Source organism: Mesobacillus jeotgali (genome assembly GCF_014856545.2).
Taxonomy (GTDB): domain Bacteria; phylum Bacillota; class Bacilli; order Bacillales; family Cytobacillaceae; genus Mesobacillus.
The window spans coordinates 1,283,830-1,306,879 of record NZ_CP109811.1 but is presented as its reverse complement, the minus strand read 5'-3'; the positions used below and the strand labels follow the sequence as shown (position 1 = coordinate 1,306,879).

21 protein-coding genes and 1 pseudogene are annotated in these 23,050 nt (G+C 42.8%); 9 read left to right on the top strand and 13 right to left on the bottom strand.

Annotated elements, in window-relative coordinates:
• Window positions 1-15: 15 nt before the first annotated feature.
• The 3 genes from cls to FOF60_RS06460 all read right to left on the bottom strand — a co-directional run bounded on the left by cls (window position 16) and on the right by FOF60_RS06460 (window position 4,519).
• Window positions 16-1,527, bottom strand: coding sequence for a cardiolipin synthase (gene cls / locus FOF60_RS06470; RefSeq protein ID WP_192473747.1), 1,512 nt, complete (start codon window positions 1,525-1,527; stop codon window positions 16-18).
• Between the two features lie 184 nt (window positions 1,528-1,711).
• The gene (moaA, locus tag FOF60_RS06465; RefSeq protein WP_192473746.1) at window positions 1,712-2,728 is read right to left on the bottom strand and encodes a GTP 3',8-cyclase MoaA; all 1,017 of its coding nucleotides are present in this window, start codon (window positions 2,726-2,728) and stop codon (window positions 1,712-1,714) included.
• 294 nt (window positions 2,729-3,022) lie between these two features.
• Window positions 3,023-4,519: a nitrate/nitrite transporter gene (locus FOF60_RS06460; protein ID WP_251614345.1), complete on the bottom strand. Its 1,497-nt coding sequence runs from the start codon at window positions 4,517-4,519 to the stop codon at window positions 3,023-3,025.
• Between the two features lie 487 nt (window positions 4,520-5,006).
• On the opposite strand from FOF60_RS06460, the gene FOF60_RS06455 reads away from it, so the two are divergent.
• Window positions 5,007-5,705 (top strand): Crp/Fnr family transcriptional regulator, encoded by a 699-nt coding sequence (locus tag FOF60_RS06455; protein WP_192473744.1) that lies wholly within the window; start codon window positions 5,007-5,009, stop codon window positions 5,703-5,705.
• Window positions 5,706-5,897: 192 nt separating this feature from the next.
• Here the strand turns inward: FOF60_RS06455 and FOF60_RS06450 are convergent, their stop codons facing one another.
• From FOF60_RS06450 to yjfP, 4 genes and pseudogenes are all read right to left on the bottom strand, one after another.
• Window positions 5,898-7,025 carry a TIGR04053 family radical SAM/SPASM domain-containing protein gene (locus tag FOF60_RS06450; RefSeq protein WP_225650518.1) on the bottom strand — a complete coding sequence of 376 codons (1,128 nt, stop codon included), beginning with the start codon at window positions 7,023-7,025 and terminating at the stop codon, window positions 5,898-5,900.
• Window positions 7,026-7,403: 378 nt separating this feature from the next.
• A pseudogene (locus FOF60_RS06445) lies at window positions 7,404-8,876 on the bottom strand (IS1182 family transposase); the annotation flags it as partial.
• 407 nt (window positions 8,877-9,283) lie between these two features.
• Entirely contained in the window at window positions 9,284-9,595 is a 312-nt protein-coding gene (locus FOF60_RS06440) for a metal-sulfur cluster assembly factor (RefSeq protein ID WP_167832161.1), read from the bottom strand.
• 78 nt (window positions 9,596-9,673) lie between these two features.
• Window positions 9,674-10,441, bottom strand: coding sequence for an esterase (gene yjfP / locus FOF60_RS06435; RefSeq protein WP_192473753.1), 768 nt, complete (start codon window positions 10,439-10,441; stop codon window positions 9,674-9,676).
• Window positions 10,442-10,829: 388 nt separating this feature from the next.
• Here yjfP and FOF60_RS06430 point away from each other — a divergent pair, with 388 nt between their 5' ends.
• The 3 genes from FOF60_RS06430 to FOF60_RS06420 all read left to right on the top strand — a co-directional run bounded on the left by FOF60_RS06430 (window position 10,830) and on the right by FOF60_RS06420 (window position 12,407).
• Complete coding sequence (locus FOF60_RS06430; RefSeq protein WP_192473754.1) at window positions 10,830-11,648, top strand: Cof-type HAD-IIB family hydrolase; 819 nt, start codon at window positions 10,830-10,832, stop codon at window positions 11,646-11,648.
• A gap of 414 nt (window positions 11,649-12,062) precedes the next feature.
• A complete protein-coding gene (locus FOF60_RS06425; RefSeq protein WP_167832158.1) occupies window positions 12,063-12,215 on the top strand; it encodes a hypothetical protein in 153 nt (50 codons plus the stop codon).
• Window positions 12,216-12,407, top strand: coding sequence for a DUF3813 domain-containing protein (locus tag FOF60_RS06420; RefSeq protein ID WP_192473755.1), 192 nt, complete (start codon window positions 12,216-12,218; stop codon window positions 12,405-12,407).
• Between the two features lie 40 nt (window positions 12,408-12,447).
• Here FOF60_RS06420 and FOF60_RS06415 read toward each other — a convergent pair whose 3' ends face one another.
• The gene (locus FOF60_RS06415) at window positions 12,448-13,236 is read right to left on the bottom strand and encodes a BsuPI-related putative proteinase inhibitor (RefSeq protein WP_192473756.1); all 789 of its coding nucleotides are present in this window, start codon (window positions 13,234-13,236) and stop codon (window positions 12,448-12,450) included.
• A 23-nt stretch (window positions 13,237-13,259) separates the two neighbouring features.
• Entirely contained in the window at window positions 13,260-14,102 is an 843-nt protein-coding gene (locus tag FOF60_RS06410; protein WP_192473757.1) for a YitT family protein, read from the bottom strand.
• A 129-nt stretch (window positions 14,103-14,231) separates the two neighbouring features.
• Between FOF60_RS06410 and FOF60_RS06405 the strand changes: the two genes are divergently transcribed.
• Both FOF60_RS06405 and FOF60_RS06400 read left to right on the top strand, forming a co-directional pair.
• The gene (locus FOF60_RS06405; RefSeq protein WP_192473758.1) at window positions 14,232-15,092 is read left to right on the top strand and encodes a DegV family protein; all 861 of its coding nucleotides are present in this window, start codon (window positions 14,232-14,234) and stop codon (window positions 15,090-15,092) included.
• Between the two features lie 64 nt (window positions 15,093-15,156).
• Window positions 15,157-15,288 carry a DUF3941 domain-containing protein gene (locus FOF60_RS06400; RefSeq protein ID WP_071976845.1) on the top strand — a complete coding sequence of 44 codons (132 nt, stop codon included), beginning with the start codon at window positions 15,157-15,159 and terminating at the stop codon, window positions 15,286-15,288.
• A gap of 56 nt (window positions 15,289-15,344) precedes the next feature.
• Here FOF60_RS06400 and FOF60_RS06395 read toward each other — a convergent pair whose 3' ends face one another.
• Entirely contained in the window at window positions 15,345-16,208 is an 864-nt protein-coding gene (locus FOF60_RS06395) for a CvfB family protein (RefSeq protein WP_192473759.1), read from the bottom strand.
• A 325-nt stretch (window positions 16,209-16,533) separates the two neighbouring features.
• On the opposite strand from FOF60_RS06395, the gene FOF60_RS06390 reads away from it, so the two are divergent.
• Window positions 16,534-17,025, top strand: a complete 492-nt coding sequence (locus FOF60_RS06390; RefSeq protein ID WP_192473760.1) for a YajQ family cyclic di-GMP-binding protein — start codon at window positions 16,534-16,536, stop codon at window positions 17,023-17,025.
• A gap of 296 nt (window positions 17,026-17,321) precedes the next feature.
• Entirely contained in the window at window positions 17,322-18,974 is a 1,653-nt protein-coding gene (locus FOF60_RS06385) for a CoA-disulfide reductase (protein WP_192473761.1), read from the top strand.
• Window positions 18,975-19,085: 111 nt separating this feature from the next.
• Here FOF60_RS06385 and FOF60_RS06380 read toward each other — a convergent pair whose 3' ends face one another.
• A complete protein-coding gene (locus FOF60_RS06380) occupies window positions 19,086-19,271 on the bottom strand; it encodes a hypothetical protein (protein WP_251613898.1) in 186 nt (61 codons plus the stop codon).
• Window positions 19,272-19,372: 101 nt separating this feature from the next.
• Here FOF60_RS06380 and FOF60_RS06375 point away from each other — a divergent pair, with 101 nt between their 5' ends.
• The gene (locus tag FOF60_RS06375) at window positions 19,373-20,242 is read left to right on the top strand and encodes an SDR family oxidoreductase (protein WP_192473038.1); all 870 of its coding nucleotides are present in this window, start codon (window positions 19,373-19,375) and stop codon (window positions 20,240-20,242) included.
• Window positions 20,243-20,287: 45 nt separating this feature from the next.
• Here the strand turns inward: FOF60_RS06375 and FOF60_RS06370 are convergent, their stop codons facing one another.
• Together FOF60_RS06370 and FOF60_RS06365 are read right to left on the bottom strand one after the other, a co-directional pair.
• Entirely contained in the window at window positions 20,288-21,319 is a 1,032-nt protein-coding gene (locus FOF60_RS06370) for a LacI family DNA-binding transcriptional regulator (RefSeq protein ID WP_192473099.1), read from the bottom strand.
• Between the two features lie 129 nt (window positions 21,320-21,448).
• On the bottom strand, window positions 21,449-22,990 hold the full coding sequence (locus FOF60_RS06365) for an alpha-amylase family glycosyl hydrolase (protein WP_192473039.1): 1,542 nt from the start codon (window positions 22,988-22,990) through the stop codon (window positions 21,449-21,451).
• Window positions 22,991-23,050: the final 60 nt, after the last annotated feature.

Genomic DNA, 23,050 nt, shown 5'->3' with positions numbered 1-23,050 from the left:
TTATTGCATCACACATTATAATGCCCCGGAGAACAGCCGCGCGAAGGATTCTTTCGTCCGTTCCCATAGTCCGCGCTTATGATATTGGACAGGACTGATTTTCTCTGACTCTTCAAGGTCCTCTTCATAATGGGCCACAAGGTCCCTGATCGAGCTTGTACCAAACAAGAACACATTGACTTCAAAATTCAGATGGAAACTCCTCATGTCCATATTGGCAGTCCCAACCGAAGCGATATTTCCGTCGACGATGATGACCTTCTGATGTAAAAAGCCTTTTTTGTAAGAGTAGATTTCAGCTCCGTTCCGCAATAGCTCTGAATAGTAGGAACGGCTCGCATATTGCGTCAGATAGCTGTCATTGATCTCCGGAACCATGATCCTGACTTCAATTCCCTTTGCTGCTGCTACCTTCAATGCAGTCCGGATTGCTTCATCAGGGACAAAATAAGGTGTAGCGATCCAAATTGACTTAGTGGCACAGGACATCATCGTATAGTAAAAATCACTCATGATTCCCTGCTGCGTGTCCGGTCCGCTTGGTACGACCTGGATCGCACCATCAAGTTCATCATCTTCATGAGGCTTTTTCACTGCGCGATGATCCTCCAGGACACTCTCCCCGCTTACATATTCCCAATCCAGCAAGAAGACATTGTGAAGGGTATATACAGCCTCTCCTGTCAGCATCATATGAGTATCACGCCAGAAACCGATTTTTTCATCTTCACCCAGGTATTCGACTCCAACATTCAAACCACCGACAAATCCGATTTCACCATCAATTATGACGATTTTCCTGTGATTGCGAAAATTGAATTTCTGATTGAAGAAACCGTACTTCAGCGGTGAAAAAGGAGCCGCTTTAATGCCTGCTTCCTGCATATCCTTTAAATCTGTTGCCGAAATTTTCATGCTTCCAGCAGCATCGAAAATAAACAGAACCTCGACTCCCTGCCTTGCTTTTTCAATAAGGATATCAATAATTTCTCTGCCAAGCCGGTCAGATCTGAAGATATAATATTCCATATGAATGAACTTTTTTGCTTTACGCAGCTTTTCCTTAATCTCGGAAAACGTCTCATCACCATTTTTCAATATTTTGGCCCTGGAAGCTGTCGTAATTGGGGTCAGGGTAGCATTTTTTGCATACTTTGCGAAGCATTGCTGATTTTCGATTAAAAAAGAAAGGTCTCTCGACTCTTCCTTCCTCATCAGTTTTTCCCACTGATCACGGTCTCTCGTACGCTTGCTTTTATATAAATAACCTTTCAAATACAGCTGACCCGAAAATAAATAGAAGAAATAACCGCCCACGGGAAAAAGCAGCATGACATACATCCACATCAGCGTGTGCTGGGCCGAACGGTTTTCAAGCATTAATGAATACATGCTGATAAATATGATCACCGCATAGATCAGTATGGCTGATATCTTGAAAGTCTGGCTATAGTCGGTGAAAAAAACAATATAGACACATGCCATTAAAATAAATACAAATAAAAATTCCAGTCTTCTTTTTAGCATTCAGCATTCTCCAACAAATTTATAGTAGATTCATGTATACCCATAAACCATTTGACCGGAAACATAGTATGCCCAAATTTTCCATAAGCCTGAAAAGTCACTGTATCTTGAGTGACCAATTTTTGTGAAGAGCTGCTGACTCTGATTGAAATAGGACAAAATAAAAAAGACCCCCGAAGGAGTCTTAGCCGCCAATATAGGACATTTCGATTTTCTTTCTGTTCGCCACTGTTTCAGCTGTTCGTTCATCTGAATAGCGGTCCGTTCTGTGATTCCAGACGTCCGTAATTCGGGTTCGGAGTTCATCATCTGTAGCACCGGCGCGCATGAAGTCGCGGATATCATGCCCATTGCCATTGAACAGGCATGTGAATATCTGGCCGTTCGCTGACAATCGTGACCTTGTACAGCTTGAACAAAATGACTCTGATACCGATGAAATAAAGCCGACATGAATATCAGTACCTTTATAACGGTATTTTTTAGCCACTTCACCGAAATACTCAGGATCAACAGGCTCTAATTCATAATGCTGACTTAGAAGGTCATGGATCTGCTTCTTGGTGATGACATCATCCATTTTCCAGCCGTTCGTGCTGCCCACATCCATGTATTCAATGTAGCGAAGCTCAAGGCCTTCTTTTTTGCAGAATTCGGCCATTGGAAGAATCTCAGAATCATTGAGTCCCTTTTTAATGACCATATTGATCTTAACGCCCAGGCCAGCTTTCTTCGCTGATTCAATTCCTTTTAATACCGGCCCGACACCAACATTCCGGCCATTAATTTCGCCAAACAATTCATCTTTTAAACTGTCCAGACTGATATTTACCCGCTTCAGGCCGGCAGCACGCAGCTCCTCGGCATACTTCGGCAGCATTACGCCGTTGGTGGTTAAAGCAATATCCTTCAATCCTTCGATCTCATTCAGCATCCTGACGAGAATCGGCAAATCCTTACGCATTAACGGCTCTCCGCCTGTAAGCCTGATCTTTTCCACCCCAAGCTCTATGAATAACTTGGCTACACGTTCAATTTCTTCATATGACAATAACTCGCTTTTGGGAAGAAAAGCGAAGTCAGGGCCAAATATCTCGGCAGGCATACAATACTGACAGCGAAAATTACATCGATCTATAACAGAAATACGCAAATCGCGGAGCGGTCTATTTAATTGGTCTTTTATTATGCTTTTTACCATATGTGTCAACTCCAATTATAGAAGTGATGATTACTGACATTGTAACAGCAACAAATGTGGTTAACTGTTAATATTCTCACAGTAACATCAATAGTCCTCTATTAGAATAGTAAATTTAATCCTTATGTCTATATTACAACATAAAAACTGCCAGGATAGTGTTTTTATGTTGAATTGTCATCATGTTGTCATAATATCATAAGGGAAGTGCAAGTGCATCGGTCGTTCAAAAGTTTATTCATTTTGATAGAGCAAGGAAAAGACTGCATCAAGGACGCAGTCTTTTAAAAATGCTTATTCGTTTTTCACGGTCAATTCACTGAACATGCCGACAAAGTTCTTAATTTCACCTGCTTCATTTTTCACAGGGCTGATTGTTAGCCATTCAGGATAAATTGTACCGTTTTTCTTCTTGTTCCAGATCTCCCCCTGCCAGAATCCATTGTCTTTTACGGATTTCCACATCTCCCTGTAAAAGTCTGCCCCATGCTTACCGGATTGCAGGAGGCGAGGGTTTTCCCCAATGACTTCCTCTGCACTATAGCCTGTTACAGTCGTGAAGGCTGGATTTACTTTTTCGATCGTTCCCTTTACATCTGTAATCATGATTCCCTCTGCTGTGTGGTCGATGATATTTTTAGCTAGACTTAATTTATCCTGATAGTACATCCAGATCACAATGATCAAACTTGCCAGGGCAACTTGTGATAAAGCCATGAAACCTATTGCGTAATGTCCGGTAAGGTTGAATAGGAATGCCAGCATTAGCGGCGGGAAAAAACCTCCTAATCCTCCCATTGCTGAAACGATTCCGTTGACGATCCCGGCTTGCTTTGAAAAATAAAGCGGTACAAGCTTGAAAATAGTTCCATTCCCGATGCCGGCACTGATTGCGACTGTGAGACAGCCAATCGTATATAGTGTCAACGATGGCGTAAATGAAAGCAGGATGCCTGATATGGTCATTCCAGCAAACACAACCATCAATATGACAAATGAATTGAATTTATCACCCAGCCAGCCCCCAATCGGCCTGAAAAATGTTGCCAGCGCAATGAAACCTGCAGTCCTTAACCCAGCATCTACTTTATCAAGCCCAAAATGAGACACAAGAAAGTTTGGCAAATAGATCGTGAAGGCTACAAATGAACCAAAAGTTAAGAAGTAAAATAAGCACAGTGCCCAAAGCTTCTGATTTTTGTAAACGCTTTTGATTTGCTCACCCAGAGGAGTCACAACTTTAGGTTCTTTTTTATCACCGAGGAAAAAGTTCAGTAACGCAAAAAGGATCAGCAAGAACATGAAAAACTTGACTGTTGTCTGCCACCCGAACTGAGCTGCAATAACGGGTGCAGTAAAAGTTGTAAGAGCAGTTCCCAGGTTTCCTACTCCATATATACCATTCACGAAACCATGTCGTTCTCTATGATAGTATTTCGGCAGTGAGGTTACGCCTACAGAGAAAATGGCTCCCCCGATTCCGACAAACAAGCCTCCAATCAATAAATCTGTATAGGAATCAGCGATACTTATGAAATAAACCGGAAACAGAAGGAATAAAAAGCTAGTAAAAAACAGTTTTCTCGCTCCATATTTGTTAGTCCAGAATCCAATTGGAATTCTCAGGACAGAACCGAGGACGACGGGAATGGCCGTGGCCATTGCAACCTGGTTCGCAGAAAGCAGAATATCCTCTTTAATGAACGGCATTAATGCAGATAAAATCACCCATACCATAAATCCGGCGACAAGACTCAACGTTTGAAGCGGTAATTGAATTTTTTTTGTGATCATGTTTCCTCCTCTACCCAACAAATTCAGTCCTAGACGTTCCTTTGTTAAATAGTAAGAAAAATCAAAAATATAAGATATGACGAACTTCACATCCTCAGCAGTGTTCAATAAACTGTCACAGTTGTCTCTAAACAATTGAAACACCCGACTTTTATTATCGATATAATATAGATAAGCTGACTGAATTTGTTTCGAAAATGTGAACAAAATGGTCTTATAATGTGACGAGATTTTGACATTTCCTTAATCACCATTTAGTTAACACTATCCCGGTGTTATTATTGGGTCAATAAAGAGAAGCCACGGAAAAAAAGAAAAGCGGATGCGCCTTGGTTAGCCCCGACTAGCGTTGGAGGGCCGACCGATGAAGTCGCTCTTTGACTTCATTTGGCTGACCGAAACGTCTCGAGGGGCTAGGCGCAGGAGCTAGACAATTCTCAAAGTGAGATCAATGCTTTTTAAATTCAAAAAAAGGGTGATGACCATGCCAAACACAACTAAAGCAACTCATTCAATTGAAATTAAAGAATTACTCCAGTTTGCCGACCGTACTATCCAAGTGCAAAAAGGATCGTACCTGTTCCAGGAAGGCATGGAGGCAGAAGAGCTTTATTTGATCCTGGGCGGCAAGGTCCAAATCAGCAAAGTCACTCAGGATGGCCGCGAGCTTGCCTTAAGAATTTGCGGAGAAAATGATATTTGCGGAGAGTTGACACTTTTTACTGATGCACCTAAGTATCTCTTAAGTGCGCTGGTCCTCGAAGATGCGAAAATCGCAGCCATCAGAAAAGATGTGATCGAAAAGGAGATTTTCCACAATCCATCACTTGCTTTTGAATTCATGAAGTGGATGAGCGATCATTTCCGTAAAACGCAGACTAAATTCCGCGACCTGGTTCTTAACGGGAAAAAAGGTGCATTATTCTCTACCTTGATCCGAATGACAAACAGCTATGGTGTCCAGAAAGATACCGGCATTTTGATCGACCTGCCACTGACTAACCAGGAGCTGGCCAATTTCTGCGGAACTTCACGCGAAAGTACAAACCGGATCTTGAACGACCTGAAGCGAGAAGGAATCATTTCAATTAAAAAAGGGAAAATCCTCGTACATGATGTAGATTATTTACGCCAGGAAATAGGCTGTGAAAACTGCCCGGCAGTCTTTTGTTCAATTGATTAAGAAAAGCGCAGGCGCCTTGGTCAGCCCCGACAAACGTTGGAGAGCCGACCGGTGAAGTCCTTCTTTGACTTCATTAGGCGGATCGAAACGTCTCGAGGGGCTAGGATCTGGAGCTGGATTAATATAAAAAAAAGCGAGTGAATGTCCTGATGACATCACTCGCTTTTTTTATTGTTCCCCAGGAGAGCTTTGTCAGCTCTCCTGTTTTTGCTTTCTCAACGCTTTAGGGATGTAAACGCAGAATGGCTCGCTCTCCAGGTAATCACCGGTCATGGCGTATGCTCTTGAACGAGACCCCCCGCATACATGCCTGAATTCGCACACTCCGCATTTTCCTTTGTACTCATCAGGATTCCTTAATGATTTGAAGACTGGAGAATCCCTGTAAATATCTGCAAGGGGTTGTTCCCTTACGTTCCCTGCTTTTACAGGCAGCAGTCCGCTTGGGTATACATCTCCTACGTGGGAAATGAAGACAAAACCATTGCCATCATTGACACCTTTTGGCGCACGGCCAAGGCCGTCGATAGAGCCAGTCAACCCTTCCTTTGTCAGTGCAGTCAAATAATCAATTTCTTCTGTATGATCCTTTGCTTCGCGCATTTTTTGCTGGATGACAACCCGGCGATAATGCTGTGCAGCTGTTGTTTTAATGTCAAACTTAACCCTTTTGCTTAGATCATACAGCCAGGTGAAGACTTTCTCATGCTCCACCGGAGAGATCATGTCCTTTTCCTGTCCGCGTCCTGTCGGAACTAGGAAAAACACACTCCAAAGTACACAATCCAAATCTTCGACCATCTTAGCCATTTCATCCAAATACTCAATATTATACCGTGAAATGACAGTATTGATTTGAATCGGGATTTCCAGTTCATGCAAGTACTTGATTCTTTCCATCGTTAAATCAAAAGAACCTGCTGTTCCCCTGAAGTGATCATGGACTTCAGCTGTTGGTCCGTCAATGCTGAAAGCCCAGCGGGACAATCCAACTGACTTCGCCTTTTCAATCGCTTCTTTCGTCACATTAGGTGTCGCACTTGGTGTCATTGAAACACGCACACCTTTTTTCACCGCATATTCGGCGATATCAAAAACGTCTTCCCTCATCAATGGGTCTCCACCCGTGAACACAAGCATCGGATTATTCATCTCATATATTTGGTCAATCAGCGCTTTACCTTCTTCAAAGGACAATTCACGCGGATCTCTTCTATATTGTGCTTCCGCACGACAGTGCAGGCATTTTAATTGGCAGGCTCTGGTTAGTTCCCAAATCACAATGAATGGGTCTTTGTTAAAATCTCTATCGAACATCATTGGCGCCTCCTTAAGTACTTCTCTATAAAAGAAGTATATAAGTGTTTCCAACATGATTAAGTGAACTAACTCACATAAATGGACCTCTTATCGCCATTTTGTATGACAATTTTGTGACCTGAAGAACAAAAAGCGCAAGCGCCTCGTTCAGCCTCGACAAGCGCTGGAGGGCCGACCATTGAAGTCGTTCTTTGACTTCATTGGGCGGACCGAAGCGACTCGAGGGGCTAGGCGCTGGAGCTGGATTAAGAAAACCAACAATAGAAAAAAGCAGCAGGAGTGTTCCGAGACCAGTGAAAAACCACTCTTTTTTCTTTCCCTTTTGTTAGCTCATTTGAAATGAACTCCAATTTACATAGATTTCACCGAAATAAGCAGTAAAAAAGAGGAAGCGATCGCCGCTATCCTCTTTAAATTTACTGCTATTGCGGCTAATTTTGATTGTACAGACACACTTAAAAGACCATACCCCCTGGCTCGGGATAGGCCATGAAACCTTTTAAGCTCCGCATTTTTCCCTTCGATGGTTGCTCGCTTTTTATACTTTTTCTTAAATTCCTCAGTTTTTTGATACTGGGATATTTCATAAAATTCAGAGGTGTTCAATCCAACGACCAAGATTCTTCTCGCGCTGGTCTTTGCACACTCATCATGCAAGGGACAGGCCTTACATTGGTTGATCTCGAAGTAATACTTATAGCCCTCTCTGACACCATCTTTTCTCTTTGATTTATAGCGTTTTTTATTTAGTGTTGTATTCCCCTGGCTGCACTGCCATTCATCCGAATCTTTATTATAGGTAAATTCACTTTCATCCAGCCTGTATACTAGGGAGCTAACTGGTATGTATGGTCGGGCATTAAGTTCCTGTATGTCATCGAGAATGTATTTTCTGAAATAGGCCTTATCTCCATAAACTTCATCGATGTTCATACCTGATTTAAGGGTATCTTTTAACATTTCTTTTGCGTAACCGCCATCCATATAAGCGCCATCTGATGTTCGGACTGAAGTGATAATTCGCTCATCCGTTGTCATAACGAACTCTGTTTTATAGCCATAAAAATCCTGGGTTTTACTTTTTCGTCCAACCCTCGCATCTTCATCTATAAGTGATCGAATGCCTTTTTGATTCATGAATTTCGGGTCACTGAGGATGTCTTTCGCTTTCTGGATCATCTGCTGGGTTTCCTGTTCATGGCCTGAAATGTTTTTTTCTGCTTCATCAATGACGGTTTCCAAGTATTGTTTCATGACCTTCTTGGCTTCATGGTGATCCGGAATGTCCTGGTAATCTGGTACCTCCGGTATATTTTCCAAGGAGTGACCCGATTCAATTTCATAGGCACCAACGATTTTCTTGGCGATATGCTTCATTAATCTTTCAGGTGTCTTCTTTATTGTATTTGCTTCAATATGGGTGGCATCAATGCTCACACTCTTCCCTTCAAGGATCCCTTGTTCCACACATTGTCGTGCAATCTCAGTAATGATTTCGTCTAATGTGGATTCTCCTAGACGGTGGGTCCTGAATTTGGAAAGAAGACTTTTATCAGGGAGGGTATCTTCCGGATTGAGGCCAAGAAAATACAGATAAGCAAGATTTAATTCTGCCTCCGCCTTGATTTGTTCATCGGAATAATTATATAGATGTTGTAGAAATAGAAGTTTACACATCAACTCAGGTTCTTTTGCAGGACGTCCAAACCGTTTGGAATAGCTATCGATCAGTAGTTCATTAATAAAACTGAAATCTACAACAGTAGTAATCTTCTTAAGAATATGATTTTCTGGTATTTTATCGTATAATACGGAGTGAAAACTTGATTGCTTTGGCTCTAGTCGAAGCACAAGAAAAACCCCCTAATGGTCGGTATTTGGTCGTACCCATTATACCATTCAGGGGGTTTTTCATGGATAAAAACAGAATAAGTGAGAAAAGGGACCTTTAATTAGACTTTTTCACTGGTCTCGGAGTGTTCCTGCTGCTTAAAAGTTAGACTCTGTTAAACTCGACCGTTGATTTTCGTTCCAGGTGCTTCGCTTTCGCGGGGCCGGCGGTGAGCCTCCTCGTCGCCGTTGGCGCCTGCGGGGTCTCACCTGTCCAGCTGATCCCGCAGGACATTGATTGAGCTTCCTCGAATTGCCCACGCACGATGAAAATGCGTTAGTATTTTCGGAGGAGTCTACGCGCCTTCCACTACAATCAACAGGGCTTTAAAACAACATCGGGCTTTAACAGAGCCCTATGTTATGTCTTAATCCCTCACGCCTAGGGCAATTTTTGCATAACGGGACATCATGTCTTTCGACCATGGCGGGTTGAAAACGATATTTACTTCAGTATCTTTAACTTCTGGAAGATCGGCAAGAGCCAGTTTTACCTGCTCAACGATCGTGCCTGCAAGCGGGCAGCCCATAGACGTCAACGTCATTGTCACTGTCGCAAGTCCTTCCTCGTTCAAATCCACATCATATACAAGCCCTAAATTAACGATATCGACGCCAAGTTCAGGGTCAACGACCATCTCAAGCGCACCCATAATGCTATCTTTTAATTCTTCATCCATCGGTGAACACTCCTTTTTTATTGCTGTAACCTATTACTATCATAACAATGATTTATAAGCATTTAAAGCGGAAAGGCATCAAATATGTTTTTCAAACCAATTTGCCGTTGCCTCCACACCTGAATTTGACACATTATGTCCTGCATTTTCGTCTGTAATGAATTCAAACTTCCCTTCTGTTCCCTCATAGCTTTTCCTGTTTTGCTCATAAAAATGATAAGCAGCTTGATATGGGACAACCGGATCTAATTTTCCGTGCCAGAATAGCAATGGACGTTGGTTCAATTTTTCAGGCCGCAGGCTCAGGTCGTACTGTTTAAGCTGATTCAGCAAATCTGATATTTGTTCTTGTGATAGCCCAATCTGAACATTCCTTTTTTCCATTTCGTTCAGTTGCCATAACGCGAACTGCTCAAATGATGGATTTCCCATCAAGCTGACACCACCTTTAATCCACTCGTACTTTGCCAATGCGCCAAGTGTCGTAATGCCGCCCATAGATGTTCCGGCAACCCCAATCCTAGATGGATCCACCAGGTCTTCTTCAACCAACTCTTGCTTGATCGTCGAAAGCTCCTCGATTGAAGTGATGACAATATCCCAAAAGCGATAACTCAGCTCAGCCTCTGAAAAACCTTCGCTGCGTGTTCCATGATATTTCGCCTCAGGCATGATGACCCTGAATCCTTTTTCGGCAAAAAGATAAGCATAATGCATGTTTCGTTCCTTCGTGCTCGTAAACCCATGAAAAAAAACAATCAAAGGCATCTTCTCCTTAAATTGCTTTTGTTTTACGATGTGGAGAACGGGAATATGTTGAATGGTTTTCTTTTCGACTACAATCAATGATTGACCCTCCTGAAGAGAGCGGGCATTAAATTTACCGCTCTTTTAAGTATCTAAAATGATTTTTTTACAATTTATATGTAAAATGGTTACCATAGTGGTTATAAGACCAATTAACCATCAACCAATATATGTATTGTAGAACTCTTACGAAAAAAGAGCCAATCATACGCATATCATTAGAAAAGCGGAGGCGACTGCCCAACTCCGACAAGCGTTGGAGGGCCTGACAGTGAAGTCGCTCTTTGACTTCATTGGCAGGATCGATACGTCTCGAGGAGTTAGGAGCCGCAGCTGGACAATATGAAAAGCGAAAGCGCCTTGGTTAGCCCCGACAAGCGCGGTAATGAGACACTAAGAAAAATATTAGTTTAAAGAAGGAGTATTTATGGCTGAAAAACATTTAATTGCATTAGATCTTGACGGAACATTATTAACAGATGATAAAACAATTTCCGAAAAAAACAAGCACGTGATTAAAAAAGCGCGGGAAGCAGGACATGTTGTCATGATCGCAACGGGAAGACCATTCCGATCCAGCGAGATGTATTACCATGAGCTTGCACTTGATACGCCAATTGTTAATTTTAATGGCGCATTCATCCATCACCCGCTCGATAACAGCTGGGGAGTCCATCATTCTCCGCTTTCAATCGATGTGGCCAAAGATATTGTAGAGGCACTTGATGATTTTAAATTCCACAATATCATTGCCGAAGTAATTGACGATGTATATGTCCACTATCACGATGAAAAACTAATGGACATATTTAATATGGGTAATCCAAACATCACTACAGGTGATTTGAGAAGGTACTTAAAGGCCTCACCAACTTCCATGCTAATTCACTCTGACGAAGAGGACGTCCGTAAAATCCGTCAACACTTGTCAGATGTCCATGCCGAAGTGATCGACCACAGAAGCTGGGCTGCTCCGTTCCACGTCGTTGAAATCGTTAAGAGCGGTTTAAACAAAGCAGTGGGCTTAAAGAAAGCATCTGATTATTTCCAAATCCCTGCCGCGCGAATCATTGCTTTTGGTGATGAGGACAACGATTTAGAAATGCTTGAATACGCAGGCCGCGGAATCGCCATGGGCAATGCCGTTGACGAGGTCAAGAACATCGCGAACGACATGACATTAACAAACGAAGAAGACGGCATTGGCGTCTATTTGAACGATTTGCTGAATTTGAAAGCTCTATAAGAAAAACCAAAATGTCCGGTAGAAAATTCTATCGGACATTTTTCTGTTGATTACCTCACGTTTGTCCATTAGAGAGGCTCTATCGGACACTTTTTCGCTGATTCTCCTTGCGTTTGTCCATTAGAGAGGCTCTATCGGACATTCTTCCGCTGTTTCCCCTGGTGTTTGTCCGTTAGAAGGGCTCTATCGGACATTCTTCCGCTGTTTCCCCTGGCGTTTGTCCGTTAGAAGGGCCTATCGGACGCTTTTCCCCATGTTTCCCCTTGCATTTGTCCGATAAATGCTAAACATTGCTTGTACATTCCATTTCGAACTTGGCTGAGAACCGTTTGTTTTCATGTCAAAAGAGCATACTAAAAACGAAGCAGCGTAACTGTCTGTTTCAAATCCGCTCGTAGATGGAGGGGTAAAACGATGGGTAAAAGCAATAAATCCAAGCGTTTTGTACAGCAAGGGGTAGATACTGTCTCCAAGCATGATGAAAGAATCCCTTACCACACCACGTATGCCGAGGCTGAAGCTCAAAAGATGGCAAATGTCAGAGAGTCCTCTTTAGGGGGAATTTAAATGGGAAACAGGCTTTTTCAGGAAGCAAGGAAGGCTGTCCAATTAGCTAAAACTGCGGAGCCTGCGGAACAGTCTGCAGCCATCAGCACTGCAAAAAATGCTCTTTCTTCAGCCTATGCCAACACGACAATGGCTGAAAAGGAGCAGCTTCGGTCATTTCAGGACGAGCTGAATTCAATTGAAGGCAAGTAAAAAGTGAAAGCTGGCGGGGATTCCGCCAGCTTTTGCTTTGTTAGTTATTTGGATTAAATCTTTCGAGCAGCACTGGATACGTATGGATGATTTCGCCGTCCTTGCTGCGTTCATACAAATTGAGAATAAGGGATCCATTTTGCGGAAGCTTGCTTTCAGGTATGGAAACGTCCAGTGTGAAAGGCTTCCATTGCGGATATTTTGCACCAGGGACAAGTACTGTTTCGGCAATCAGCTGGTTATGACCATCTTCAACTGTGTAATAGAACTTCCTATTGAGTGGCCTGGCCTCACCCATTATTTTATAAATCCCCTTGCCGCCCTCTGAAACAACGCTTTTAAAAACGGGATTCTCCCCAGGAATATACATTGTCTTTGTATCTGTAAGCAGCTTTTTATCCCCAACCGGCTTGCCGTTGACGCTGGTTGCTTTTAACTGTGCAGTTACACTGTATTCTCCTTCTTGGACTCTTTTACCTGCACTGAAGTAATCCCAGTCTTCCACCCATTTCATTTTTTCCTGCGGTTTCAAAGTCAATGTTTCAAAAACCTGTGCAAAAGACTTTCCATCTGAATATTGATAGACCTTCTGATTCTTTCCGTCCACGACCGTAATTTCGTATTTTTGAGAGGTTGGGAATTCAAACGTTATCTCTGTACTGCCCTGGTTTTGCAGGACAATCTCAAATTCAGCTTTTTCTGGACCAGCTATGGGGTCTATGTAAAAACTGTATTCGAGATTTACTGGTGACTGCTTTTCTTCCCCTATTGCCAGGGCAGGTGCCACCGCCATTAAAAGTAAAATGATCATCAAACTGAGCTTCCTCATTAACAGTACCTCCGTTTCAGTAATTACTCCCTTCGGAAAAAGCCGAAGATCCCTGCTGTCTCAACAATATTGGTAAATGCATGTGGATCCACTTCCTTGATAATGTGTTCCAGGTCATACAATTCATACCTTGTTACGACAATGATGAGCATTTCCTTCTGTTCACCTGAAAAAGCTCCCTTGGCGGGCAGCAGCGTGATACCGCGTACAAGTTTGTCATGGATGGCCTTTTTTAGTTCATCCGATTTTTTCGTGACAATCATCGCCGTCAATTTTTCATGGCGTGTATGAATCGCATCAATCACCCGGGTGGAAACATAAAGAGCCACTAGAGTATAAAGAGCGTTTTCCCAGCCAAATACAAAGCCCGCTGTCATTATAATGATGCCATTCAAGGTAAAGAAATATGTACCAACCGGGCGATCATTCATTCGAGACAGCACCATTGCAATGATATCCATTCCGCCTGTGGAAGCCCCCCATTTTAAGGTCAGTCCCACTCCGATCGCAGCGATGACTCCCCCAAAAACGGCATTCAGCAGGATATCGCCCGAAACTTCTTTTACCGGAATGATCTCAAGAAAGAATGATGAGAGCAGTACGGAGATAAAACTGTAAAATGTAAAAGATTTTCCTACTTTCATCCAACCAAGAATGGTTACCGGAATATTCAATAATAATAGAAGAATACCGGTAGAAATATTAAATGGCGCGAATGCTCCAAGTATGCTCGATACGAGCTGCGCGATCCCGGTAAAGCCGCTGGCATAAACATTTGCCGGAATTAAAAAGAAATTCAGTGACAGAGCATTCAGGAACGCTCCAATCACCACGATGATGATTTTTTTTGTTTCCAACCAGACCATGTAAATCCCCCTTATTCTTTTCTATTCATCCTGTACCCCTATTTTGCCGAAAATCACTATATTTAATTGTCTTTTTGCGATATTCCCTATAAACTATTAACATAAAAAGGTTGAAAGCAGGTGAAAGTGATGTCAGTAAAAATCATGGCTGACAGTGCATGTGATTTGCCATTGAGTTTTTATGAAGAAAATGATGCAATACTATTCCCGTTGAAGGTCCATATTAATGACACTGAATATGAGGACCTGCGAACGATCCAGCCAAAGCAAGTGTACGATCAAATCCGCGCTGGCAACCTTCCGAAAACCTCACAGGCTTCTCCTGCTGGTTTTAAAGAAGTTTTTACGGAATTGGCCGAGAACAAACAGGATGGAATATACATAGCTTTCTCTTCACAATTGTCAGGAACATATCAGACAGCCGTCATGATTGCCGAGCAGGTCAAGGAGGACTATCCCGACTTTAATTTATCAATCATTGATACAAAATGTGCCTCACTTGGACAAGGGCTGGTTGTCATGGAAGCAGCACGGATGGCGAAGGAGAATTTTTCAAAGGATGAAATCGTTGAAGCTGTCCAATTCCTAAGCGAGCATATGGAGCATTTATTTACTGTTGATGACCTTGACCATCTTGCAAAAGGCGGACGCGTATCCAAAGCTTCAGCTTTTGTCGGGGGCCTGTTGAATATCAAGCCGCTGCTTAATGTGGAAGATGGGAAATTGGTTCCGATTGAAAAAATCCGCGGAAAGAAAAAGCTTCTTCGCAGGATCATTGAAGTCATGAAGGAACGCGGTGTTGAATTTGAAAACCAAGTCGTCGGCATCAGCCATGCGGATGATTTAGAAACAGCCACCGAGATGAAGAATATGATTCTTGAAGAGCTAAATGCAAAGAATGTTTTCATCACTTCGATTGGTGCAGCGGTCGGTTCCCATACAGGGCCAGGTACGATTGCTATTTTCTTCTTAAATAAACTGTCTTCATAATTTACATACTCCTTTCGGGTTTTAGGGAAAATAAAGTGAACCTAACCTGAAAGGAGTTTTTTATATGCCACATACATCTGATAACGACAAAAAGGCAAAGGACAACAATGCCCTTCGCCACGAGAAAAATATGATGCGTGAAAAGAACCGTAAAGCAGGCAAGAATCAATACTCCAAAAAAACAGATCATCTTTAATAATAACTTGAACTAACTATTTAATTGAATCCATAAAAAAATAGAGCCGACCGGCTCTATTTTTCTTTTTTATACGTCCAATTGTCCTCCTGATAGATCTTTCCTTCCTTCATAAGTCTTCCCATAGCCCTCTTGAAGGAGCCTTTGCTCATCCCGAAGCGTTCCTGGATGTCCTCGGCCATGCTCTTGTCATGGTACGGCATTGCGCCGTTACGGAGCTCCAGGTATTCCATAATTTTCTCGGCGTCTTCATCCAGAGCTTCCTGCTTGCGCGGCAAAAGCGAGATATTGACAGATCCATCCTGTTTAACGTCGATTATCCTTCCCTCTACTTTCTGGCCAATACGCGGCTCAGTGCGGCGCTGTGATTCATGGATGAAGCCTTTAAAGCCTTCAGCAGTGATCATCCAGCTGCCCACCCTTGCTGTTCGGTATACATAGCCATGGACATTTTTATTAAAGTCGCTTCTTGTGGCCTTTTCGGAAATTTCCTGAATGACAGGATCCGTCGCCATACGTGCGTAAATCATATTGTTGCGATTGACTCGAAGCGTGATATAAAGGAGGTCTCCTTCTTTAGGCCAGACCGATTTTACAACTGGCAGATCTTCCTCGCCAAGCAAAACATCCTTGCTGATGCCAATATCAAGGAATATGCCGATCCCTTCTTTGACATCCACGACCGGTACCCAATCGTATTCACCTACCTGAACTTTTGGTATCGTTGTGGTCGCAGCCAGTCTGCCTCTTGATTCCACAAACAAAAAGACCTCTACCTTGTCTCCTTCTCCAAATGACCTGTCCGTATCATTTGAATGAAGCAGCACGTCCTCTTCCCCGTCCGTTAAAAAGTAACCAAAATCAACAATTCTCGCTACGGTCAGCTCTAAAGTCTGACCTGTATATTCGTTCAAGGACATATAATCCCTCCTGCCTTGTTATTAACATTTTACCCAAATAAGAAAGCGTAAGCGCCTTGGTCAGCCCCGAATAGCGTTGGAGGACCGACCGGTGAAGTCGTTCTTTGACCTCATTGGGCGGACCGAAACGATCGAGGGGCTAGGCGCTGCAGCTAGACTTTAATCTGAATGAAAAAAGTTTATACTTTTATAATCAGGCAAAACGCTCTAAATTACGTAAAGTTGTTTGAACTGCTATATTTTACTATAATGTAAGCAAAAGCGAAAGCGCCTGGACAGCCATTGTCTCCCGGCGCAGCAAATTCCCCTTATTTCGGAGGTAGTCATGTCTAAAGAGAGTTCATTTGATATTGTATCCAAGGTAGAAATGTCTGAAGTCACGAATGCAATCAGCATCGCAATGAAAGAAATCCAGAATCGCTACGATTTTAAGGGCAGCAAGAGTGATATCTCACTTGATAAAGAAGAACTTGTCCTGGTTTCCGATGATGAATACAAGCTTGACCAGTTGAAGGATGTTCTATTCAGCAAAATGATTAAACGAGGCATTCCGATAAAAAATTTAGACTATGGGAAAGTCGAACGCGCTTCAGGAGGAACGGTCCGACAAAGAGCCAAGCTCGTACAGGGAATCGATAAAGAGAACGCAAAGAAGATCAATACAATCATCAAAAACAGTGGCTTGAAGGTCAAGAGCCAGGTACAGGATGACCAAGTCCGCGTCACAGGCAAAAACCGTGATGATCTTCAAAAAATCATTACCGCTGTCAAAGATGCAGATCTTACTGTAGATGTTCAATTCGTGAATTATCGTTAAAAAAGTGCAAAAACTTAATAATGTTGGTTAAAAAGCGGACTATGGGAGCATTGTCCGCTTTTGATTTTTAGAAAAGTCATGAATGGTTCACAAACCGCCCATGGTATTACCCTATTTACACGTTAAAATGAATGTATTGGTCTTTGATGTGACATTAGTCGGTCATGGATACTTAATTTGGTAAAACATTCACAAATCCTTCACAAAGTTCTATTGGATTCCCCCTATTTTCACGTTAATATACCAGTAGGGGTATAACACACATAAAATTTTTCAACCGAAAGGATGACAATACAATGGGTAAAAAAATCGTAATCGTCGGCGGCGTAGCAGGTGGAGCAACTACAGCAACTAAACTAAGAAGACTTGATGAACAAGCTGAAATCGTTCTTTTTGAAAGAGGAGAGTTCATTTCTTTCGCAAACTGTGGACTGCCTTATCATATCAGCGGCGTTATTGAAGACCGCAAAAAATTGCTTTTGCAAACAGTTGAAGGAATGAATGCACGTTACAACCTGGATATCCGCAATTTCTCTGAAGTGACTGCAATAAACCGTGAAGAAAAAACTGTTTCTATTAAACATGTCCAAACTGGTGAAGAATACACAGAAAGCTATGACGTTCTAGTTTTATCACCAGGAGCGAAACCAATCGTTCCTCCTATTGAAGGCTTAAAAAGCGCAAATGTATTTACGCTTAGAAACATTCCGGATATGGATAAAATCAAGGCATATCTTGAAGATCACAAACCGATTAATGCAGTCGTGATCGGCGGTGGCTTTATCGGTCTTGAAATGGCTGAAAACCTGGTACACGCTGGAGTCAATGTCACTCTAGTCGAGAAATTGCCACAGGTTATGGGGCCGGTTGATCCAGAAATGGCAGCAATCGTTGAAGATGAGTTAAGAAAGAATGGCGTTGAGCTGATTCTTGGAGACGGAATCACTGATGTTCAAGAGAACGGCACGAAGGTTGTTCTTGAAAGCGGAAAGATTCTTGATTCTGAACTGATCATCCTGTCAATCGGTGTCCGTCCAGAAAACAAGCTTGCAGCTGACTCTGGCCTTGAACTTGGAGAACGCGGCGGTATCAAGGTAAATGAATACCTGCAGACATCTGACGAATCAATCTATGCAATGGGAGACGCAATCGAGGTTACTGACTATATCAATGGACAGCCAACAATGATTCCACTCGCATGGCCAGCAAACCGCCAGGCGCATATTGTCGGACATCATATCAATGGCCGTAAAATCGCATATCCAGGTACACTGGGCACTTCAATCGTTAAAGTATTCGAATTGACTGCTGCTACGACTGGCAACAGCGAAAAACTATTGCGCAGACTGGGCATCCCATATGAGGTAGTCCATATCCATCCGCTATCTCACGCTGGTTACTATCCTGGCGCAGAGCAAATCTCTCTTAAGGTTATTTTCGACAGAGAGACTGGCAAGATCTATGGTGCACAGGCAGTCGGTAAAGATGGTGTTGACAAGCGTATTGATGTTATCGCAACGGCTATCAAGGGCGGTTTGAGCGTCTATGACCTTCAAGAGCTTGAGCTTGCATACGCACCACCATTCTCTTCTGCAAAAGATCCAGTGAATATGGCTGGTTACGTTGCTTCCAATATTGTGGATGGTACAATCGAAACGGTCCAGCACTATGAAGTCGACGATTTAGTCAAGGACGGTGCGTTCATGATTGACGTCCGTACTGAAAAAGAGCACGCAGATGGCAAAATTGAAGGCTCAAAGAATATTCCGCTTGATGATTTGCGCAATCGTCTTGATGAGCTTCCAAAGGATGAAACAATCCTGATCACTTGCCAGGTTGGATTAAGAGGTTACCTAGCTTCTCGTATCCTACAGCAAAACGGCTTTAAGGTCAAAAACCTGACAGGCGGTTATAAAACTTATTCAATCTTTAAAAATAAACTACAGTAATTAATATGGAGCGGCTCCCTTTTATAGGGGGCCGCTTTTGGTTGTTTGTCCATTATCCCAACATGATGGACAGAAACCTGGTCTTTCTCTCTTTTTTGTCCATCATCACCTTCATGACGGACAGAAACCTGGTCTTTCTCTCTTTTTTTGTCCGTCATCACCTTCATGACGGACAGAAAGAAGTGGCGTCTTCTCTTTTTTGTCCATCATCGCTTTTATGACGGACAGGAACAAGGGTCGTTCTCCCCTTTTTTGTCCGTCATCGTCTTCCTGATTAAAAAATATCTTGCTCTTCATTTTTAAAGTAAATCTCTCAGAAGAAGTAATTTCCATGTTTTTAATCTGGATTTTAAAGGAATTTAATAAAAGGTGACTCATAAAAAAGGAGTGAATAGTCTATGTCTAATGAAAATAATAAAAAACAGGGCTTTCCGCCTCAGCACCAGGATCATCAGCCTGGTACTGAACCGGAAATGAATCCTGAGCCAAAATCTGTTGATGAGAATTATAAAGGATCTGAAAAACTTGCTGGTAAAGTTGCCCTTATTACTGGAGGAGACAGCGGTATCGGCAAATCGGTTGCGATTTATTATGCAAAAGAAGGCGCGGATGTAGCGATTGTCTATCTTGAGGAAAGCAAAGATGCGCAAACGACAAAGGAACTAGTCGAAGCTGAAGGCCGGAAATGCCTGCTGCTTGCTGGTGATATCGGCAGTGAGCATTTCTGTGAGGAAGTGACGAAGAAAACGCTTGATGAGTTCGGTAAAATTGATATCCTGGTCAATAATGCAGCAGAACAACATCCGCAAAAAAGTCTGCTCGATATCTCGGCAGACCAGTTGGAGAAGACGTTCCGCACGAATGTGTTTTCTATTTTCCACCTGACAAAAGCTGTCCTGCCGCATTTGAAGAAAGGCAGCACAATTATTAATACCTCCTCTATTACCGCATACAAGGGTAATGAGAAGCTGATCGACTATTCTTCAACCAAAGGGGCAATTGTTTCATTTACGCGTTCTCTAGCCATGTCCCTTGCGTCACAGGGCATTCGTGTCAATAGTGTAGCTCCGGGCCCAATCTGGACTCCGCTCATTCCTTCGACCTTCACAGCAGAGGAAGTCGCGAAGTTCGGCACAAACGCTCCAATGGGGCATGCCGGCCAGCCATATGAATTGGCACCTGCCTACGTCTATCTGGCTAGCGACGATTCTACTTATGTGAGCGGACAAACAATCCACGTCAATGGCGGCACCATCGTTAATGGCTAATGCGAAAAAACTGCACCCCCAGCAACTGGAGGTGCAGTTCATTTATTATGCAAGTACTTCCTTGTAATCCTTAGGATGACCGCAAGAGTAACGTGTCACTATTTTGAACGGCACGATAATCCGCTTGATTGGCTCATTCGGGTTTTCTATGATCTGGATCAGGCATTTCGCAGCCTCGTATCCTAAATCGAAAATGTTAATATCCACAGAAGTCAAAGGCGGTCTTGCCATTTCAGCAATCAGAACATTGTTAAAACTGACAATTGAGACATCCTGGGGTACCGCAATTCCCATTTCATCCAGCTTATTCAGCACACCAAGTGCCATCAAGTCATCCGCAACGACCATGGCGGTAGGCGGCTGTTCTAGGGATAGCAATACCTCCACGGCATCCTGGCCGCTTTCGCGGAGGAATTCATTGTTGACAATATACTTGTCTTCCAGATGGATCCCTGAGTTTCTTAAAGCTTTTTCATAACCCAGCAGGCGTTCAACCGTTACGACCAAATCCAGATTTCCTCCGATGAAACCAATCCGGTCGTGGCCAAGCTGGATCAAATGCTCGGTTACTTCTTTTCCGGCTTTAAAGTTATCATTATCAACATAATTGGTATTTTCATCATCTTTAAAAGGCTTGCCGATTACAACAAAAGGAAAATTTCTTTCCTTCAAATAAGCAATGACCCTGTCTTCCACCTTTGAATATAAAAGAACCACACCATCTACTCTGCCGCCCTGAACCATTGCGACAACACCATCGAAAATTTCATCCTCTGTTTTACCAGTGGTCATATGAAGGGCGTACTGCTTAGAATGAGCCCCTTCACTTAATCCTCTCAGGACAGTCGGGAAAAACGGATTCTGGAATACGACATCAGTAGAACTTGGCATGACCAGACCGATTGCCCGAGTCGATTGGCTGGCCAGGCTTCTGGCGATGAAGTTCGGGTGATACCCTAGCTGATCCATAACCTCCCTGACTCTTTCTTTCGTTTTTTCGCTGATTCTTGGACTATTGGCGATAACACGAGAGACAGTTGAAGGCGCGACATTTGCAACCTTCGCAACATCTTTTATTGTGACAGCCGTAAAGTTCCCCTCCCTTTTGCCAGAACAATTCTCTTATCTTTATTATAAATGAATTATCCAGGTTTTTTGCTTATTTTTTCAAGCCTCCATTAAACAACAGTGCAGGCAGGATTTGGGCTATTCTCCTTGCTCCTTGTTTCTCTTCCTCCTCTTAAATAGAAGGAAAATGAAACCGAAGAACGCAGCGTATACAGCACCCATTGCCAGTAAATAAGGAATATTCAACCCGGTTTTTTCCGCAAGAACATAAATTTCTGCTTTTTCCCGATCCAAAGCCAGGTTATATTCTCCATCCTTGCTTCTGACAAGATCATTCGCAAGCAAGCCTCTCAGTTCTTTGTCATCTTCCAGCTGATCCGATGTCAATGTGACATTCTGGGTATTTGATGTGTTATTAATGGCAATGACGGCCGTTTCGTCTTCATAGGTCCTTTTATAAACAGCCATGCCTTTCTTTTCATATAGTACTTCCAAATCCCCTCTTCTTAATGAAGGAAGCTCATTGCGAAGTTCACCAATTTTCGTGACGTAATCGATTAATTCTTTATCAGCCCTGAAGCTCATTTGTCTGCGGTTGTCCGGATCTTCTCCGCCATCGAGGGCGATTTCACTTCCATAATAAACAATCGGGATGCCTGGAGCGGTATACATATATGTCAGCGCCATCTTCCACCTTGTTCCTGGATGCTGCCTGTTCTGCACCGCTTTCCTTGTGAACCTGACCATATCATGATTGTCGATAAAATTCCCCATCAATTCAGGGTTTTCGTATATCGCTTTATTTCTTTTCGCTGTTGTTAAAAGCCAGTCCAAAGTTTGATCAGGTTTTTCAAATGCAGTACGCAGCTGCTCATTCAATGGAAAATCAACAAAGCCATCGATTCCCGCCTTATCATATTCAGCGATATAATTTGGGTCCTCAGACCAAACCTCGCCAATCAGATAAAAGTCATCTTTTACACTTTTCACTTCTTTTGAAAAATCTTCCCAGAACTCAACCGGTACATGGCGGACAGTATCGAGTCTGTAGCCGTCGATATTCGTTTCTTCAATCCACCATTTAGCGGCATCTAACAAATATTTCTTTGTCTCCGGATTTTCCTGGGCCAAATCCGGGAGTCCATAAAGCCAGTTATTCTCTAACTGTTCCTGATCGTTCCAGTCAAAAATATCCTGCTTTTCATGGAACCAGTCCTTCTTGGCAGGATCATTTACCCACTCGTGTTCTGGAGCTACATGGTTGACGACAAAATCCAATATGATTTTAATGTCACGATCATGCGCCTCTTTTACCAGCTCTTTGAATTTGTCAACGCTTCCAAAATGCTCTTCTGTATTATAGAAGTCCTTGATCCAGTATCCATGGTAGCCTTTGTCGACATTATCGAACACAGGGGTCAGCCAAATAGCGGTAAAACCCATGTCCTTAATATAATCCAACTGGTCGATTACACCCTGGAAATCGCCTCCATGATAGGCCTTTGGATCATTGGCATCAACCTCGAAGTCATTGCTATTGTCACCGTTGTTAAAACGGTCAACCATTAAAAAGTAAATTGTTTCATCCTGCCATTTGCGTCCTTCTTTTTCAGCGGCACCTACAGGGAGGGAGCTAAAAAGAAGAAACGGAATCAAGATGAAGATGATCATTTTTTTCATCTCCGGTCCTCCTCATAATTTAAGCAAAGACCAAATATGGCCTTTGCTTAAAATGTTTCT